Genomic DNA, 14,649 nt, shown 5'->3' with positions numbered 1-14,649 from the left:
GGTAAGCGACTTGAGTTGTCTGCCCCGCGATTCCATCACTCGTGCGCGATCGCCGCCAGTACGTTCATGCGCGATGCACGCAACGCCGGCAGCAGCGCCGCCACGATGCCCACCACCGCCGAGCCGACGACGACCGCGACGATCGTGCCCCAGGGGATCGCCAGCGCGTTCATGCCCTGAAGCGCCAGCACCTGCTGGGTGCACACACCCCACACCAGCCCGAGCGCGAGCCCGAGGACCGCGCCGAACACGGCGATCACCACCGACTCCAGCCGGATCATCCGGCGCAGCTGACGCCGGGCGAGCCCGATGGCACGCAGCAACCCGATCTCCCGGGTGCGCTCCACGACCGACAGAGCGAGGGTGTTGACCACACCGAGCACGGCGATGACGATCGCGAGCCCGAGCAGCGCGTACACGAGGTAGAGCAGGACGGCGATCTGGTCGTGGACCAGGTCCTTGTAGTCGGCGAGGTCGCGCACCTGGACCTGCGGATACGGGTCGAGTGTCTTCTCCAGGGCCGCGCGCAGCCGGTCGGCGCCGGCCCCGGAGGCGGCGTTCACATACAGCGCGGAGTCCTGGCCGCCCGGCGCGAACCGCTCCAGGGTGGACAGTCCGAAGTAGATGCCGCCCTGCGTGCCGAACCCCTCCGCGGCGTCCTGGTCGGTGAGGGCGCCCACGGTCAGTTCGGTCCGGCGCCCGCCCTGGAACTCGACCGGGACCCTGCTGCCGACCTTCACGTCGTGGTCGCGCGCGAAGTCCAGGTCCATGGCCAGCTGCCCGGACGCGAGCGCGGCCGCGGTGTCGCCCTGCGCGTAGGTGATGTGGGCGACCTCGTCGAGCTGCGGGTCGTACCCGGCGGCGGTGGTCTCGACGCGCTTGCCGTCCGGCAGCCGTACGGCGACGGGAACGAACCTCGACCGTACGACGAGCCCGGCGCCCTCGGTGGTGCGCACCGCCTCCGTGACCTCCTGCGGGAACGGCAGGAAGTTGCCGTTCTGCACGACGAAGTCGGCGCCCAGGGTCTTGTCGATCTGGTCGTCGAAGGACTTGGACATCGAGGCGCTGGCCACGGACATCCCGCCGACCAGGGCGAGGCCCACCATCAGGGCGGCCGCGGTGGCACCGGTACGGCGGGGATTGCGCAGGGCGTTGCGCTGGCTCATCCGACCGACCGAGCCGAAGAGGGCGGGGAAGGCGCCGCCCAGGACCCGGATCACCGGCCGCACCAGCAGCGGGCCCGCGATGACGGTGGCGAGGAGCGTCAGGACGACACCGAGGCCGAGCAGGGAGGCCGCGGACGCCGTCTTCGACGAGGTGACACAGCCCACCAGGGCGGCCGCGCCCGCCGCGCCGACGACCCCGCCCACGATGGCCCGCATGCGCAGCGGCTTTCCGATCCCGGCGATCTCGGCGTCCGCGAGGGCCGCCATGGGAGAGACGCCGGCTGCGCGCCGGGCCGGGAGATAGGCCGCGACGAAGGTGACGCCCACCCCGACGACGTAGGCCGCCACGGGTGTTCCCCAGCCGATGACCATCTCGCTCGTCTCGATGTTCATGCCGAAGGCGTTCATCAGCGCGATGAGCCCGACGGCCAGCCCGATGCCCGTGCCGAGTCCGACCGTGGAGCCGACCAGGCCGAGCAGGGTGGCCTCGGTGAGCACCGAGCGGCGGACCTGGCGCCGGTCGGCACCCAGCGCGCGCAACAGGCCCAGTTCACGGGTGCGCTGGGCGATCAGCATCGAGAAGGTGTTGACGATCAGGAACACACCGACCAGAACGGCGATCCCGGCGAATCCCAACATGACGTACTTGATGACGTCGAGGAATCCGCCCAGTTGGTCGACGTCCGACTTCGCCTGCTCTTCGGCGGTCCGGTACTCGTAGGTGCCCGTCCCGAGCGCGGCGGCCACGCGCTGCTTGAGCTGGTCGTTGCCCACGCCCTCCGCCGCGTCGATCGAGATGCTGGTGGCGGCCTTCGGGGAACCGAGCAGCTTGGCCTGCGCGGTCGGTGGATCGAGGAACAGCAGCGTGGCGCCCGGGTTGGTGGTGGTGAACGTGACGATGCCGACGATCCGGACCTTGAAGGAGCCGGGTGCCGCGATCACGGTGAGCGGGTCGCCGATGTGCAGGTCCTTGCGGTCGGCGGTCTCCGAGTCGAGCAGCGCCTCGGACGGGCCGTGCGGGGCGTGGCCCGAGGTGAGTTTCACGGGGCTGCGCGAGGTCGGGTTCCAGTCGGTGCCGATGGTGGGGGCGCCGGTGGTCGAGCCCACCGACTCGTTCTCGGCGTCGGCGACGGTGATCCCGTCGTCCTCGGCGTCGAAGCGCGCGGCGGCGACCCCCTCGACCCGGGACACGCGGTCCGCGAGGGCGGCCGGCAGGGTGGCCGTCGTCCCGGACGGGATGGCCTCGCTCAGGTCTTCCTTGGGGCTGATCGTGAGGTCCGGCGCGGTGGAGGCGAAGAGCCGGTCGAAGGTGCGGCTCAGCGTGTCGGAGAAGATCAGGCTGCCCGAGACGAACGCCACGGACAGCACCACGGCCAGCGCGGAGAGCACCAGCCGTCCCTTGTGCGCGAGGAAACTGCGGAGCGTCGCCTTCAGCACGGCGTCAGGCCTCCCCGGCCCCGGGTGCCCCCTGGGACTGACTCCGGATCACGTCGAATCGCTTCATGCGTTCCAGTACGGCCTCCGCGGTGGGCTGCTCCATGCGGTCCACGACCCGTCCGTCCCCCAGGAACAGCACCACGTCCGAGTGGGCCGCGGCGCCCGGGTCATGGGTGACCATGACGACCGTCTGCCCGAGCTGGTCGACGGCCTCGCGCAGGAACCCGAGCACCTCCAGTCCCGCCCGTGAGTCGAGGTTGCCGGTCGGCTCGTCCGCGAAGATCAGCTCGGGCCGGGAGGCGAGCGCGCGGGCACATGCGACGCGCTGCTGCTGACCGCCCGAGAGCTGCGACGGACGGTGCCCCAGCCGGTCCCGCAGCCCCAGGGTGTCGATGACCTGGTCCAGCCACTTCTCGTCGGGCTTCTTGCCCGCGATGTCCATGGGCAGGGTGATGTTCTCCGCCGCGTTCAGCGTCGGGATCAGGTTGAAGGACTGGAACATGAACCCGATGCGGTCCCGGCGCAGCCTGGTCAGCTCGCGCTCCCTCAGCCCCGTGATCTCGGTGTCACCGAGCCACACCTGACCGGCCGACACGGTGTCGAGCCCCGCCAGGCAGTGCATCAACGTGGACTTCCCCGAGCCCGAGGGCCCCATGACCGCGGTGAAGCGGCCGCGCGCGATGTCCACGTCCACCGCGTCCAGGGCGAGCACGGCCGTCTCGCCCGAGCCGTAGGCCTTGGTCAGACCGCGGGCGCGGGCCGCGATCCCGTCGGCCGGAACGGCACCGGGAGCGTGCTCGGCAGCAGCTGTGGACAAGGCTCTCTCCTCGCTCGTGGACGGCGCTCGGGGACCGGGCGGCCCTCATCCGGCCGAGCGTAATGTGATCCACCCCACATCGGATATCCCTCGTGCGGTCGAGACGGTCTCCACCCCAGGTCGGGCCCCCGATACCGATGTAAGGGACACATTCCACCCGGGGGTGGACCCCTTGCGGGTGCTAGCGTTTCGGCGCTAGCTTCTAAGCATGGCGAAGACTCAGTTGAACGTGCGGGTGGACGAGGGCACCGCCCGCGCCGCCCGTGAACGTGCCCTCGCCCGTGGCGTGAGCGTCAACCGCTACATCGAGGAGCTGGTCATGAAGGACACCGGTGAAGCGGGCCAGGCCTTCGTGGAGGCCGCGGCCGACTTCATGAAGCAGTACGAATCCGTCTTCGCGGAGGAGTTCGGCAAGGATCACGAGACTCGTTGAGCGATCTGCACATCGATCTCGCCTGGCTTCTGATGCTCGCCGAGCAGAAGACCCCGGGCGATCCCCAGGTCATCGACTGGGGCGCCCTGGTCGCCGCCGTGGCCCGGCATCAGGCCGAGATATTCGACATCCCCGTCTACGACAGCCCGCACCTGCGCGCGGCCGCGCTGCTGCAACTGCTCATCCACGTCCCGGCGTTGGAGCGCACCAACGCGCTCTTCGCGTGCGCGGTCGGGTACGCCTATCTCGTCGCGAGCGGACTCCGGGTGGTCACCTCGCCCGAGCTCGTCCGTGACCTCGCCAAGGTGGCGAAGAAGGGCGACGCCTCGTTGCACGACATCGCGCGCGAGCTGCAGAGGTGGACCCTGTGATCAGGTGGGCCTTGTGATCAGCTGTCCGCCGACGGTGGCCGCCAGGCGGTGCCGAGGACGCAGAACGACGTAGGCAGCGTGGGCCCCTTCTCCGGCATCAACACCCGTCGGTAGGGGCCGAGTTCGAACCCTGCGCCGCGCAGCGCGGCGACCGGGTCGCGGCCCAGGTGACAGCCGCCGTTCAGCGGAGGCCACACCGTGCGGTCCAGGGCGCGCTGGGTGAGGCGCATCGCCGGGCCGCCGCCCCTGCCGTGCTCGAAGAACCGCACGGTCCCGCCGGGCCGCAGCACCCGGCGCACCTCGCCGAGCGCGCGCGGCACATCGCGCACACTGCACAGCACCAGAGAGATCACCACGGCGTCGAAGGCCTCGCTCTTGACGGGCAGCGCCTCCGCGGCGCCGGGCACCACGTCGACCGGCACCTCGCAGCGCAGGGCGGCCTCCACCGCCAGCTGCCTGAGCCGGCGCTCCGGCTCGATGGCCACGACCTCGGAGACCGTGCCGGGATAGTGCGAGAAGTTCAGGCCGTTGCCCGCGCCGATCTCGATCACCCGCCCGGACAGCCCGGTGAGCAGCCGTTCACGCACCCGGGCCATGCCCCACCTGTTCTCGGCGGTGACACTGACCCGGGCGTAGTACCGGGCGAACAGCGGATGGTGGACGGGGTCCCGGGATACCTTGCCGGAACCGGCGGACCGCGGCGCCATGGCAGCCTCCCTCTTCGGACAGGACTGACCTCACCGCAATTGTCCCCCGCGGGGCCCCGTCGCACCCCTGCGGACGCTCACTGCACGAAGTCGCGCACCTGCTCGTAGACGCCGTGGTCGTTGTTCATGTCGGTGTGCGAGGCCCAGCCGACCTCGACATTGGTGGCGCCGCTCAGGATCGCCGTGGTGTCCGCGGTGAGCGCGTCGTCGCAGCCACTGAGCGCGCCGTGCCGAACTCCGCGCCCCCGCCGCCCCGACGCCCGCCGTGCAAGCCACCGCACGCCGCACGGCCCAGCAGACCACCATCTGCGGGGCGTCTTCACCCGGTTGGGCATCCGCTCCCGCATCGAACTGGTACGGCTGCTCGCGGAGAGCGAGGCCTCCTAGCCGCCCCCGGGGGGAGCCTCACGCACCCCGAATGCCTCCGCGTCCCACGTCCCGTCCAGCCGCGGTGCCAGCCAACCCGCCGCCGCCGCACGGAAGTCGGACGGGGCCAGTCGGCCGGCGCTGGCCGGCAGGGCGCCGAGCAGCGGAGCCCCGGACACGTCCGGCAGGTCCGCGAGGTTGCAACGTGAGGCGAGATCGGGGGAGTCGGGCCAGCTGCCGATCACCACGCCCGCCAGGTCCAGCTTGCGGCGGCGAAGTTCACGGGCCGTCAGTTCCGTGGTGTTCAGCGTGCCCAGGCCGGCCGACGCCACGACCAGGACCGGCGCCCGCACCAGCTCCGCCACGTGGGCCAGTGTCCCGCCCGCATGGTCGAAGCGGACGAGCAGTCCGCCGGCCCCCTCCACGAGCACCAGGTCGTGCTCGGTGGCCAGTTTGGCGGCGGCCTCGGCGACCTCATGAGGGCGCACCGGCTGAAGACCGGCCCGCCGAGCGGCCGTGGCCGGGGCCAACGGCTCGGGATAGCGGGCGACTTCGGCCTGCGTCACCGCACCCGCGAGCCGCGCCACCTCGTCGGCGTCCCCGGGCTCGTCCGGCCCTACGCCGGTCTGCGCGGCCTTCAGGACGGCGACCGTCCGTCCGGCGGCGAGCGCCGCGGCGGCGACAGCGGCCGTGGCGACGGTCTTGCCGACCTCCGTGCCCGTCCCCGTGATCACCAGTACCGGCATGTCATCCCTCCAGAGCGGCGGCGCACACCGCACGCGCGATCCGTGCCACGTCCTCGTCTCCCGTGACATACGGCGGCATCGTGTACACGAGATCGCGGAACGGCCGCAGCCACACGCCCTCGCGCACGGCGGCCTCCGTCGCGGCCCTCATGTCGACCTCGTGGTCCAGCTGTACGACCCCGATGGCGCCCAGGACCCGTACGTCCCGCACACCCGGCAGCTCACGCGCCGGCTCCAGCCCCTCCCTCAGCCCCGCCTCGATCCGCTTGACCTCGGCGAGCCAGTCCTGCCCGAGCAGCAGCCCGATCGAGGCGCAGGCCACCGACGCGGCGAGCGGGTTGCCCATGAAGGTGGGGCCGTGGGCCAGTACCGGCACCTCGCCGCGCGAGATGCCGTCGGCCACGCGAGGCGTGCACAGGGTCGCCGCCATCGTCATATAACCGCCGGTCAGCGCCTTGCCCACACACATCACGTCCGGTGTGACCGCGGCGTGCTCCGCGGCGAACAGGGCGCCCGTGCGCCCGAATCCCGTCGCGATCTCGTCGAACACCAGGAGTACGTCGTGCGCGTCGCACGCCTCGCGCAGCACCCGCAGATACGCGGGGGAGTGGAACCGCATCCCGCCCGCACCCTGCACCACCGGCTCCACGATCACCGCGGCCAGCTCGTCGGCGTGCCGCCCGATCGCCGCGCGCAGCTCGTCGGCGTACGACTCCTCGTACCCGGCTGGCGGAGCGTCCACGAACACCTGACGGGGCAGGACCCCGGACCACAGCTCGTGCATCCCGCCCTCGGGGTCGCACACCGACATGGGCTGCCAGGTGTCACCGTGGTAGCCGCCGCGCCAAGTCAGCAGGCGCTGCTTGCGCGGACGGCCCAGTGAGCGCCAGTACTGCAGACACATCTTCACCGCGACCTCGACCGACACCGAGCCCGAGTCGGCTAGGAAGACATGCTCGAGGCCGTCGGGAGACATGTCGACAAGGAGCTTCGCGAGCCGGACGGCGGGCTCGTGGGTGAGCCCGCCGAACATCACATGGCTCATCCGACTGAGCTGTTCCCGCGCCGCCTCGTTCAGCACCGGGTGGTTGTAACCGTGGACGGCCGACCACCAGGAGGACATCCCGTCGACCAGCTCCGGGCCGTCGGCGAGCTTCAACCGCACCCCGCTCGCCGACTCCACGACGAGCGGGTCGACCCGGCCGGGCATCGGACCGTACGGATGCCACACGTGCCGCCGGTCGAGCTCCAGCAGCTCCGTCACCGGCAGGCCGGGCAGATCAGGCATTGGGCGCGAGATCCGTTCCGGCGCCCCGGCGGCGCACGGCGACCAGATCGGTCCGCGCCTCGTTGGCAGGGGTGGCCGGAGCCGTCGTACCGCAGACCCCGCCGCCCTCGTGGGAGCCGCAGCCGGCGCTCTCGTGCGAGCCGCAGCCGCTGCCTGCCGCCGCTCGGTGTTCCGGCAGCGTCACCTGGTCGGCGCCCTCCACCTCGAACCCGGCGTCCGCGATCATCTCCAGGTCGGCCTTGCCGGCCTGGCCCTCGGTGGTGAGGTAGTCGCCGAGGAAGATCGAGTTGGCGAGGTTCAGGGCGAGGGGCTGCATGGTGCGCAGATGGACCTCGCGGCCGCCCGCGATGCGTACCTCGACGTCCGGGCAGACGAAGCGGACCATCGCCAGAATGCGAAGGCAGCGCTGCGGGGTGAGGTTCCACTCCTTGGCCAGCGGGGTGCCCTCGACCGGGATCAGGAAGTTCACCGGAACGGAGTCGGGGTCCAGCTCGCGCAGCGAGTAGACGACGTCGACCAGGTCCTCGTCGCTCTCGCCCATGCCGGCGATCAGGCCCGAGCAGGCGGACAGACCGGCCGCGTGCGCCTTGGTCACGGTGTCGACCCGGTCGGCGTAGGTGTGCGTGGTCGTGATGTCGCCGTAGGTCGACTCGGACGTGTTGAGGTTGTGGTTGTAGGCGTCCGCGCCGGCCTCGCGCAGCCGCTCGGCCTGGCCGTCGGAGAGCAGGCCGAGACAGGCGCACACCTCGACGCCCTCGTTCTGGTCCTTGATGGCCTTGATGGTGCCCGCGACCCGGTCCACGTCACGGTCGGTCGGGCCGCGCCCGGAGGCCACCAGACAGACCCGCTTGGCGCCGCCCGCGAGGCCGGCCGCCGCGGCCTTGGACGCCTCGTCCGGCTTGAGCCAGGTGTACTTCAGGATGCCGGTCGAGGAGCCGAGCCGCTGGGAGCAGTAGGAGCAGTCCTCGGGGCACAGCCCGGACTTCAGGTTGACGAGATAGTTGAGTTTCACGCGCCGTCCGAACCAGTGGCGGCGTACCTTCCCGGCCGCGGCCACCACATCGAGCAGGTCGTCGTCGGACGTGGCCAGCACGGCCAGCGCCTCCTCGCGGGTCGGCAGCTCGCGCCGAAGCCCCTTGTCCACCAGCGTGTTCAGCAGGTCCATGAGAGCCGATCCTGTCCTACGGACCCGCCTCGGGCCAAGGTAGGGATCGCACAACACACCCGCTGTGACGTGTGGGTATTGCCACACCGTGGGTAGCGTTTGCTGCCGCTAGGGTCTGTCCGTTGTCTACAAAGGCCCCGGAGGACCCCATGGCGTTCGGCTGGATCGACGAGCAGGCGGCGGCGCGCCGGCGGGCCGGACTCGTACGGACCCTGCGGCCGCGTCCGGCCGACTCGCCGCTGCTGGATCTCGCGAGCAACGACTACCTGGGCCTGGCCCGCCATCCCGAGGTCGTCGAGGGCGCCGCGGCGGCCGCGCGGACCTGGGGCGGCGGCGCGACCGGGTCCCGGCTGGTGACCGGCACCACCGAGCTGCACGGTGAACTCGAGCGCGAGCTGGCCGACTTCTGCGGCTTCGAGGCGGCACTCGTCTTCTCCTCCGGATACGCGGCGAACCTGGCCGCCGTCACCGCGCTCGCGCCGCACGGCTCGCTGATCGTCTCCGACGCGGGCAACCACGCCTCACTCATCGACGGCTGCCGGCTGGCCCGCGGGACGACCCAGGTCGTCGGGCACGCCGACCCGGACGCGGTGCGCAAGGCGCTCGGTACGCACGACGGGCCCGCCGTCGCCGTGTCCGACACGGTCTTCTCGGTCGACGGCGACGCGGCGCCCCTGGCCGGCCTCGCCGGGGCATGCCGGGAGCACGGCGCGGGCCTGGTCGTCGACGACGCCCACGGCCTGGGTGTGCTCGGCGACGGCGGCCGCGGGGCCCCGTACGCCGCGGGACTCGCGGGCGCCGACGACGTGGTCGCCACGGTCACGCTGTCCAAGTCGCTCGGCAGCCAGGGCGGTGCCGTCCTCGGCCCCGCACGGGTCGTCGAGCACCTGGTCAACGCGGCGCGGACGTTCATCTTCGACACCGGTCTGGCCCCCGCGTCGGCGGGAGCCGCCCTCGCGGCCCTGCGGCTGCTCGGCCGTGAGCCCGAGCGGGCCGCACGCGCGCGCGAGGTGGCGACCGGACTGCACGCACGCCTGACCGCCGCGGGTCTGGAAGCGGTACGTCCGGACGCCGCGGTGGTCTCGGTGCGCGCGCCCTCCCCGGAGGAGGCCGTTCAGTGGGCGGCCGACTGCCGTGCCGCCGGGCTCTTCGTGGGCTGTTTCCGGCCCCCTTCCGTGCCCGACGGCATCTCACGGCTCAGGCTGACCGCCCGCGCGGACCTCTCCGAGGAGCAGATCGAACGCGCTGTGCGTGTGATCGGCGAAACACGACCATGAGTCGGCGTGACACGGCCGTGCTCCTGGTGGACTGACGGTCAGAACGCGGCTGTGAAGCCCGCCCAGCTCTCGGGGGAGAAGAGCAGCGCGGGTCCGTCCGGATTCTTGGAGTCGCGTACGGCGAGCAGCCCGGCACATGGCCCGGCCGACGGCCTCGCCGTCTCGACGCAGTTGTTCGCTCCGGTGCTGTAACTGCTGCGCAGCCAGCGCACCTCGGGCAGTTCGGTACTGGAAATGACGTTCCGAGGCAGTGCAGACATGGTGCCTCCTTACGCGCCGGCACCCATCCCGGCGAGGTAATCCAACGAGTCCTCGGGCGAAAGGGCGCGGACCTGAAGGGTGTTGAAGGCCTCGGTGTAGGCCTGGAGGTCTTCTTTCCGCTCGAGATAGAGGCTACTCGTCAAGTGGTCGAGAACAACCACATCCAGATCAGAAGTGCGCGCAAATGAGAAGATTACGAAAGGCCCGGTGATGCCCACATGCGCCCCGGCCGTGAACGGCAGTACCTGCAGCCGCACTTGAGGCAGCCGCGCCGCCTCCACGAGCCTCTTCAGTTGCCGGGCCATCACCTCGGGGCCGCCGACCTCCCGCCGCAGCACCGCCTCGTCGAGCACGGCGCTCAACGACAGTGGCGGCTGTGCACGGAGGATGTCCTGCCGGGCCAGCCGGACCTCGACCAGCGCGTCGAGACGTTCGTCGGCCAGGCCGTCCACCGCGGCCCGGGTCACCGCGCGGGCGTACTCGGGCGTCTGCAGCAGCCCGGGCACCACCGAGGTCTCCAGTGTGCGCATCGCGCTCGCCTGGGACTCCAGACTGATGAAGTCCCGGTACGTCGGCGGCAGGACACCGCGGTACGCGTGCCACCAGTGGTGCCGGCCACCGCTCTCGTCGGAGCCCGCCAATACCAGCAGCAGCTCCCGCAGATTCGCGTCCCCCACGCGATAGGCGTCGAGGAGTAACCGCACATCTGCCGGTTTCACTCCGCTGGCACCGGTCTCGATGCGGCTCACCTTCGACTGGTGCCAGCCCACGAGCCGGGCCGCCTCACCGCTGGTGAGGCCCGCACTCGTGCGCACCGCGCGCAGTTCGGCGCCCAGTTTCCGGCGGCGCACCGCGGGACCGTGCTGCATGGGCTGCTCCTTACTCCTTACGAGCCGCCCAAATACGGTCTCGCGTCGCAGAGTTCACCGCTTTGAGCGACAGATATATGCACATCTTGGTGGATCGGCACTCGTCACGGCCTTCGTAATGGCACTCTGACGAAGAACCACCAGTCCGGGACCGTACTCGAACCATCCGCACCGTGTCGGGCTTCGGTCCCGTGGGAAAGGGACGACGTCGCCATGGCAGACCACCTGGAAGCATCCGTCACCCTGCCGAGCGAACCCGCTTCGGTCTCCGCGGCCCGCACCTATGTCCTGAGCACCCTGGCGGAGTGGGGGCTGCCGTCCACGACGGACGCCGCCGAGACCGTCCGGCTCATCGTCTCCGAACTCACCACCAACGCCGTACAGCACACCTTCGGGCAGTCACCCACCTTCACGGTGGACATCGAGCTGGACCGTGACGAACACCTGCGCATCGGGGTGACCGACAGCCACCCCCGCTTTCCCCAACGCCTCCCGGCCGCGGTCCAGCAGGACAACGGACGGGGAATGGTGATCATCCGCTGGCTCGCCGCCGAGTGCGGCGGCAAGCTGAGAGTCAGGCCCACCCGGGAAGGCGGCAAGACCGTCTCCATCGAACTCCCGTGGTCGGTACCGGCGCAGCCGGTCACGGCGGCGGGGCAGCAGGAGCCGTAGCCGGGCTCACACCGGCCGCGCGCGAGCGAACGCTCCCCGCAGCAGCGCCCGGAAGGCGTCCGCCGCGGGTGCCGCCTCACCGGCCCGGTGGACGACCGAGATCGTACGGCCCAACGCGCCGGCCTCCAGCAGCCGCGTGCCCACCGGAGTGGCCGCCGTCCGGGCCACCATCTCCGGCACCACCCCGACCACGAGCCCCGCGCCGGCCAGCGCGCACACCAGGGCGTATCCCGGGGTCGCCACCAGTACCGACGGCGTGGCCCCGGTCCGGGCCGGCACCGCCTCCACCTCCCGCCGGGCCGGATGATCCGGCGCCATGCTGATCAGCGGCTCACCGGCGAGCTCCGCCAGCGGCAGCCGCGTCGAGCCGCCCGCGAGGGCATGCCCGGGGGCCGTCACGAGGACCAGTTCCTCGGTCAGCAGCGGCTCCGCGCTCAGGGTGGCCGGGAGGGAGGCCGGCCACCCGGCTCGTAGGCGTGCGTCAGCGCCAGGTCGATCTCGCCGGCCGCCACCGCGGTGATCCCGTCCGGGGGGTCGTGGAAGGCGACCGACAGCTCCACGTCCGGGTACGCCCGGCGGAACGCGCTCAGCACCGGCGGCAGCAGCTGAATGCCCGCCGTCTGGAAGGTGCCCAGCCTGAGCGTGCCGCCGGTCAGCCGGGCGAGTTCATGCCAGGCCCGGTCCAGCTCGTCCAGCACCCGGCAGGCCCGCGCCACCAGCAACTCACCCGCACCGGTGAGCCGCGCGCCGCGGTGATGCCGTACGAGAAGCTTGGCCAGCTGCTGGGAGAGGGCGGGCGCGTGTGTAGCTGAGGCGCTCGGCGGCCCGGGTGATCGAGCCCGTTTCTCCGCGACGGCATCCAGGGCGGCGAGCCGGACCGAGGCCTGCACGCATAAACGGGCAGATCGCAGCCTTCACCGGGGTCGTCTGCGCGCTCGGCGTCGTGGGCGGGCTCCTGGTCCACACGGCACTCGCGGTGGCCGGGGTCGCCGCGGTGCTCACGGCCGTGCCCGCGCTGTTCCGGGCGCTTCGACTGTGGGCGGGGGTTATGTGTTGTACCTGGGTGTACGGACCCTGCTGGAGCCGCGGCGGACCCGCACGGAGACCGTCGTCGAGGCCGGCGCGGCGGCACGCCCCCTGCGGCAGGGGTTCGTCACCAACGCGCTCAACCCCAAGGTGCCGATCACCGTCCTCAGCCTGCTGCCGCAGTTCGTGCCCCAGGGGAGTTCCACGCTGCCCAGGACGCTGCTGCTCGCGCTGATCGTGGTCGTTCTCGCGCTGGTGTGGTTCCCGGCGGTGGCCGTGCTCGTGGACCGGCTGGGGCGATGGCTGCGCCGGCCGCGGGCGGCCCGGGCCGTCACCGGGGTCACCGCGGGCGCGTTGACGGCTCTCGGGGTGATGCTCCTGGCCGAGCCGCTGCTCGCGGCCTGACCACCTCGCGCTGCGCCGACGGAGGCGCCGGGTGCGGCTGCGCCGTCCCGCCTTCCTCGGCGAGTCCCGCCCGCCGGACCAGCCGGGGGAGCAGCCCCCACAGGCCCAGGCACGTCATCAGGGTCGCCGCGCCCGCGGACACTCCGCCGGCCCGGCCCGTCGTCACGTCCACCACGAGCAGCACCGACCCGGTGAAGGCGAGCACCAGAACCCCAATGCCGACGGTGGCGAGCCGGGACGAGACCTGCACGATGCGGGCCTTGGCGCCGCGCTGGAAGAGCGAGCGGTGCAGGGCGGCGGGCGCGGTGAACAGGGCCGCCGCGAGGACCGCGAGAAGCAGCGTGGTGACGTACGTGGCGCGCTGGAAGGTGTCGAGGGACGGGAAGCGCTGGGTGAAGGCCAGGGTCAGCAGGAAGGCGAAGAGGATCTGCACCCCGGTCTGGGTGACGCGCCGTTCCTGGAGCAGCTCGCCGAAGTTGCGGTCGGCGCGCTCCAGCGGCGTCTCGTTGCGGGCGGTGGTCGGCCATGCCGCCACGGGTAACCACCTGAGCCCGTGTCACGCGTGCCGGGAGACCCGAGGGGGTGGCGGGAGGTCAGGTCGCCGCCACCCCCTCGGGGGCGTCACTTGACCCGGCCGTACCAGACGCTCTTCGTCCAGATCTTCTGCAGCCTCACCACGTCCCCGGTCTTCGGGGCGTGCCAGATCTTTCCCTTCCCGGCGTAGATGCCGACGTGGTAGACGCTCGAACCCGAGTGGAAGAACACCAGGTCGCCGGCCTTACGGCTGCCCGCGCCGATGTGGCGGGTCTTGTTGTACTGCTGGGCCGCCGTACGAGGGAGCTTCTTGCCCGCCTTCTTGAACGAGTACAGCGTGAGCCCGGAGCAGTCGAAGCGGCGGGGCCCCGTGGCGCCGTACTTGTACGGCGAGCCCTTCTTGGAAGCCGCGACCTTGAGTGCCTTCGTCGCCGGCGTCGCGGCGGCGGCGTCGGCTGCGACACCCGGGACCACGACGGAGCCGCCCACGGCGGCGATGGCGAAGGCCGAGGCCGTACCGGCCCGGACCATCAGCGACGGGACACGATTGAGCGCAGTCATGCGCAACCCTTCGTCAGCCGCCTGTGAAGGATGACCTGTCGGATTCGGGCTGGCGAAGTTGCCCGGCCGCTGACGCGGCTTCACCCCAAGGGCTGCTCGACCCGGTCATGGCGTGACCGTCCCGGCGACCCGTCGTGCCTGGGTCCTCCACTCCTGCCGATCCACTTCTGTCGACCGGTCATCCGGGCGGCGGCAGGACTCGGCGTCCGCCCGGACCGCCCCGCCGCTGTGGCGGGGGCTTGTCGTCAGTCAGGGATCTTGGCGCACGGATGTCCCAAAAACCCAACGGAACCGGGGGTTTGTGTTGTTACTCACCACTCACCCGTTCGGGTGGACACCCCTTCGAACGAAGAGGTGTCGAGGGCGCCAAGTGCCCCCGGACCAGCACAGGAACTCCTCATTCCGCTCCCGTACTACGCGCGTTGCGCAACTTCGGGGGGCGCGAAAAAGGAGCCGCGCCTCCTGCAAATGGTGGTACGTCGTTTGGTCCGTTTCAACGGCCCTCCGGACGCCCCGTCAGACCGCGGTGGCGCCCGGAAACACTGTCG

General features: G+C 71.5%; 14 protein-coding genes, 3 pseudogenes and 1 riboswitch. Of the genes and pseudogenes, 5 read left to right on the top strand and 12 right to left on the bottom strand.

Annotated elements, in window-relative coordinates:
* Positions 1 to 35: 35 nt before the first annotated feature.
* Both AQJ46_RS24510 and AQJ46_RS24505 read right to left on the bottom strand, forming a co-directional pair.
* The gene (locus AQJ46_RS24510) at positions 36 to 2,603 is read right to left on the bottom strand and encodes an ABC transporter permease (protein ID WP_059207629.1); all 2,568 of its coding nucleotides are present in this window, start codon (positions 2,601 to 2,603) and stop codon (positions 36 to 38) included.
* A 4-nt stretch (positions 2,604 to 2,607) separates the two neighbouring features.
* Entirely contained in the window at positions 2,608 to 3,420 is an 813-nt protein-coding gene (locus AQJ46_RS24505) for an ABC transporter ATP-binding protein (RefSeq protein WP_059207628.1), read from the bottom strand.
* 208 nt (positions 3,421 to 3,628) lie between these two features.
* Between AQJ46_RS24505 and AQJ46_RS24500 the strand changes: the two genes are divergently transcribed.
* Together AQJ46_RS24500 and AQJ46_RS24495 are read left to right on the top strand one after the other, a co-directional pair.
* A complete protein-coding gene (locus AQJ46_RS24500) occupies positions 3,629 to 3,853 on the top strand; it encodes a hypothetical protein (RefSeq protein ID WP_007380443.1) in 225 nt (74 codons plus the stop codon).
* Complete coding sequence (locus AQJ46_RS24495) at positions 3,850 to 4,224, top strand: hypothetical protein (protein WP_057610595.1); 375 nt, start codon at positions 3,850 to 3,852, stop codon at positions 4,222 to 4,224. Before AQJ46_RS24500 ends, AQJ46_RS24495 begins: the two co-directional genes overlap by 4 nt.
* A 17-nt stretch (positions 4,225 to 4,241) precedes the next feature.
* Here AQJ46_RS24495 and AQJ46_RS24490 read toward each other — a convergent pair whose 3' ends face one another.
* The 5 genes and pseudogenes from AQJ46_RS24490 to bioB all read right to left on the bottom strand — a co-directional run bounded on the left by AQJ46_RS24490 (position 4,242) and on the right by bioB (position 8,496).
* A complete protein-coding gene (locus AQJ46_RS24490) occupies positions 4,242 to 4,931 on the bottom strand; it encodes a class I SAM-dependent methyltransferase (protein WP_059207627.1) in 690 nt (229 codons plus the stop codon).
* A 77-nt stretch (positions 4,932 to 5,008) separates the two neighbouring features.
* Positions 5,009 to 5,149: pseudogene (locus tag AQJ46_RS24485) on the bottom strand (lipase); the annotation flags it as partial.
* A gap of 165 nt (positions 5,150 to 5,314) precedes the next feature.
* Positions 5,315 to 6,043: a dethiobiotin synthase gene (gene bioD, locus AQJ46_RS24480; protein ID WP_059207625.1), complete on the bottom strand. Its 729-nt coding sequence runs from the start codon at positions 6,041 to 6,043 to the stop codon at positions 5,315 to 5,317.
* 1 nt (position 6,044) lies between these two features.
* Complete coding sequence (locus AQJ46_RS24475) at positions 6,045 to 7,331, bottom strand: adenosylmethionine--8-amino-7-oxononanoate transaminase (protein WP_059207624.1); 1,287 nt, start codon at positions 7,329 to 7,331, stop codon at positions 6,045 to 6,047.
* On the bottom strand, positions 7,324 to 8,496 hold the full coding sequence (bioB, locus tag AQJ46_RS24470) for a biotin synthase BioB (RefSeq protein WP_059207623.1): 1,173 nt from the start codon (positions 8,494 to 8,496) through the stop codon (positions 7,324 to 7,326). Before bioB ends, AQJ46_RS24475 begins: the two co-directional genes overlap by 8 nt.
* Positions 8,497 to 8,645: 149 nt before the next feature.
* Here bioB and AQJ46_RS24465 point away from each other — a divergent pair, with 149 nt between their 5' ends.
* Positions 8,646 to 9,773, top strand: coding sequence for an 8-amino-7-oxononanoate synthase (locus tag AQJ46_RS24465; protein WP_059207622.1), 1,128 nt, complete (start codon positions 8,646 to 8,648; stop codon positions 9,771 to 9,773).
* Between the two features lie 38 nt (positions 9,774 to 9,811).
* Here AQJ46_RS24465 and AQJ46_RS24460 read toward each other — a convergent pair whose 3' ends face one another.
* Positions 9,812 to 10,033, bottom strand: coding sequence for a DUF397 domain-containing protein (locus tag AQJ46_RS24460; RefSeq protein WP_059207621.1), 222 nt, complete (start codon positions 10,031 to 10,033; stop codon positions 9,812 to 9,814).
* 9 nt (positions 10,034 to 10,042) lie between these two features.
* Positions 10,043 to 10,903: a helix-turn-helix domain-containing protein gene (locus AQJ46_RS24455; RefSeq protein ID WP_059207620.1), complete on the bottom strand. Its 861-nt coding sequence runs from the start codon at positions 10,901 to 10,903 to the stop codon at positions 10,043 to 10,045.
* A 213-nt stretch (positions 10,904 to 11,116) separates the two neighbouring features.
* On the opposite strand from AQJ46_RS24455, the gene AQJ46_RS24450 reads away from it, so the two are divergent.
* Positions 11,117 to 11,575: an ATP-binding protein gene (locus tag AQJ46_RS24450; protein ID WP_059207619.1), complete on the top strand. Its 459-nt coding sequence runs from the start codon at positions 11,117 to 11,119 to the stop codon at positions 11,573 to 11,575.
* Positions 11,576 to 11,581: 6 nt separating this feature from the next.
* On the opposite strand, the pseudogene AQJ46_RS24445 reads toward AQJ46_RS24450, so the two are convergent.
* Positions 11,582 to 12,465 (bottom strand): annotated as a pseudogene (locus AQJ46_RS24445) (LysR family transcriptional regulator).
* Between the two features lie 5 nt (positions 12,466 to 12,470).
* Between AQJ46_RS24445 and AQJ46_RS24440 the strand changes: the two are divergent.
* Positions 12,471 to 13,006, top strand: a pseudogene (locus AQJ46_RS24440) (LysE family translocator); the annotation flags it as partial.
* Here AQJ46_RS24440 and AQJ46_RS24435 read toward each other — a convergent pair.
* Complete coding sequence (locus AQJ46_RS24435) at positions 12,942 to 13,541, bottom strand: DUF6328 family protein (RefSeq protein WP_059207617.1); 600 nt, start codon at positions 13,539 to 13,541, stop codon at positions 12,942 to 12,944. The pseudogene AQJ46_RS24440 and the gene AQJ46_RS24435 overlap by 65 nt on opposite strands.
* A gap of 86 nt (positions 13,542 to 13,627) precedes the next feature.
* Positions 13,628 to 14,101, bottom strand: a complete 474-nt coding sequence (locus AQJ46_RS24430) for a C40 family peptidase (RefSeq protein ID WP_057610604.1) — start codon at positions 14,099 to 14,101, stop codon at positions 13,628 to 13,630.
* Positions 14,102 to 14,104: 3 nt separating this feature from the next.
* Positions 14,105 to 14,238: riboswitch (cyclic di-AMP (ydaO/yuaA leader) on the bottom strand.
* Positions 14,239 to 14,649 lie beyond the last annotated feature (411 nt).

Origin of the sequence: Streptomyces canus, assembly GCF_001514145.1 — a bacterium.
In the GTDB taxonomy this organism is placed as follows: domain Bacteria; phylum Actinomycetota; class Actinomycetes; order Streptomycetales; family Streptomycetaceae; genus Streptomyces; species Streptomyces canus.
This window is presented reverse-complemented; position numbering and strand designations above follow the sequence as displayed.

Excerpts from the sequence above, each read along its gene's own strand:
- AQJ46_RS24500 (WP_007380443.1), top strand. The coding sequence starts at position 3,629 with ATGGCGAAGACTCAGTTGAACGTGCGGGTGGACGAGGGCACCGCCCGC.
- AQJ46_RS24490 (WP_059207627.1), bottom strand. The coding sequence starts at position 4,931 with ATGGCGCCGCGGTCCGCCGGTTCCGGCAAGGTATCCCGGGACCCCGTC.
- bioD (WP_059207625.1), bottom strand. The coding sequence starts at position 6,043 with ATGCCGGTACTGGTGATCACGGGGACGGGCACGGAGGTCGGCAAGACC.
- AQJ46_RS24475 (WP_059207624.1), bottom strand. The coding sequence starts at position 7,331 with ATGCCTGATCTGCCCGGCCTGCCGGTGACGGAGCTGCTGGAGCTCGAC.
- bioB (WP_059207623.1), bottom strand. The coding sequence starts at position 8,496 with ATGGACCTGCTGAACACGCTGGTGGACAAGGGGCTTCGGCGCGAGCTG.
- AQJ46_RS24465 (WP_059207622.1), top strand. The coding sequence starts at position 8,646 with ATGGCGTTCGGCTGGATCGACGAGCAGGCGGCGGCGCGCCGGCGGGCC.
- AQJ46_RS24460 (WP_059207621.1), bottom strand. The coding sequence starts at position 10,033 with ATGTCTGCACTGCCTCGGAACGTCATTTCCAGTACCGAACTGCCCGAG.
- AQJ46_RS24455 (WP_059207620.1), bottom strand. The coding sequence starts at position 10,903 with ATGCAGCACGGTCCCGCGGTGCGCCGCCGGAAACTGGGCGCCGAACTG.
- AQJ46_RS24450 (WP_059207619.1), top strand. The coding sequence starts at position 11,117 with ATGGCAGACCACCTGGAAGCATCCGTCACCCTGCCGAGCGAACCCGCT.
- AQJ46_RS24430 (WP_057610604.1), bottom strand. The coding sequence starts at position 14,101 with ATGACTGCGCTCAATCGTGTCCCGTCGCTGATGGTCCGGGCCGGTACG.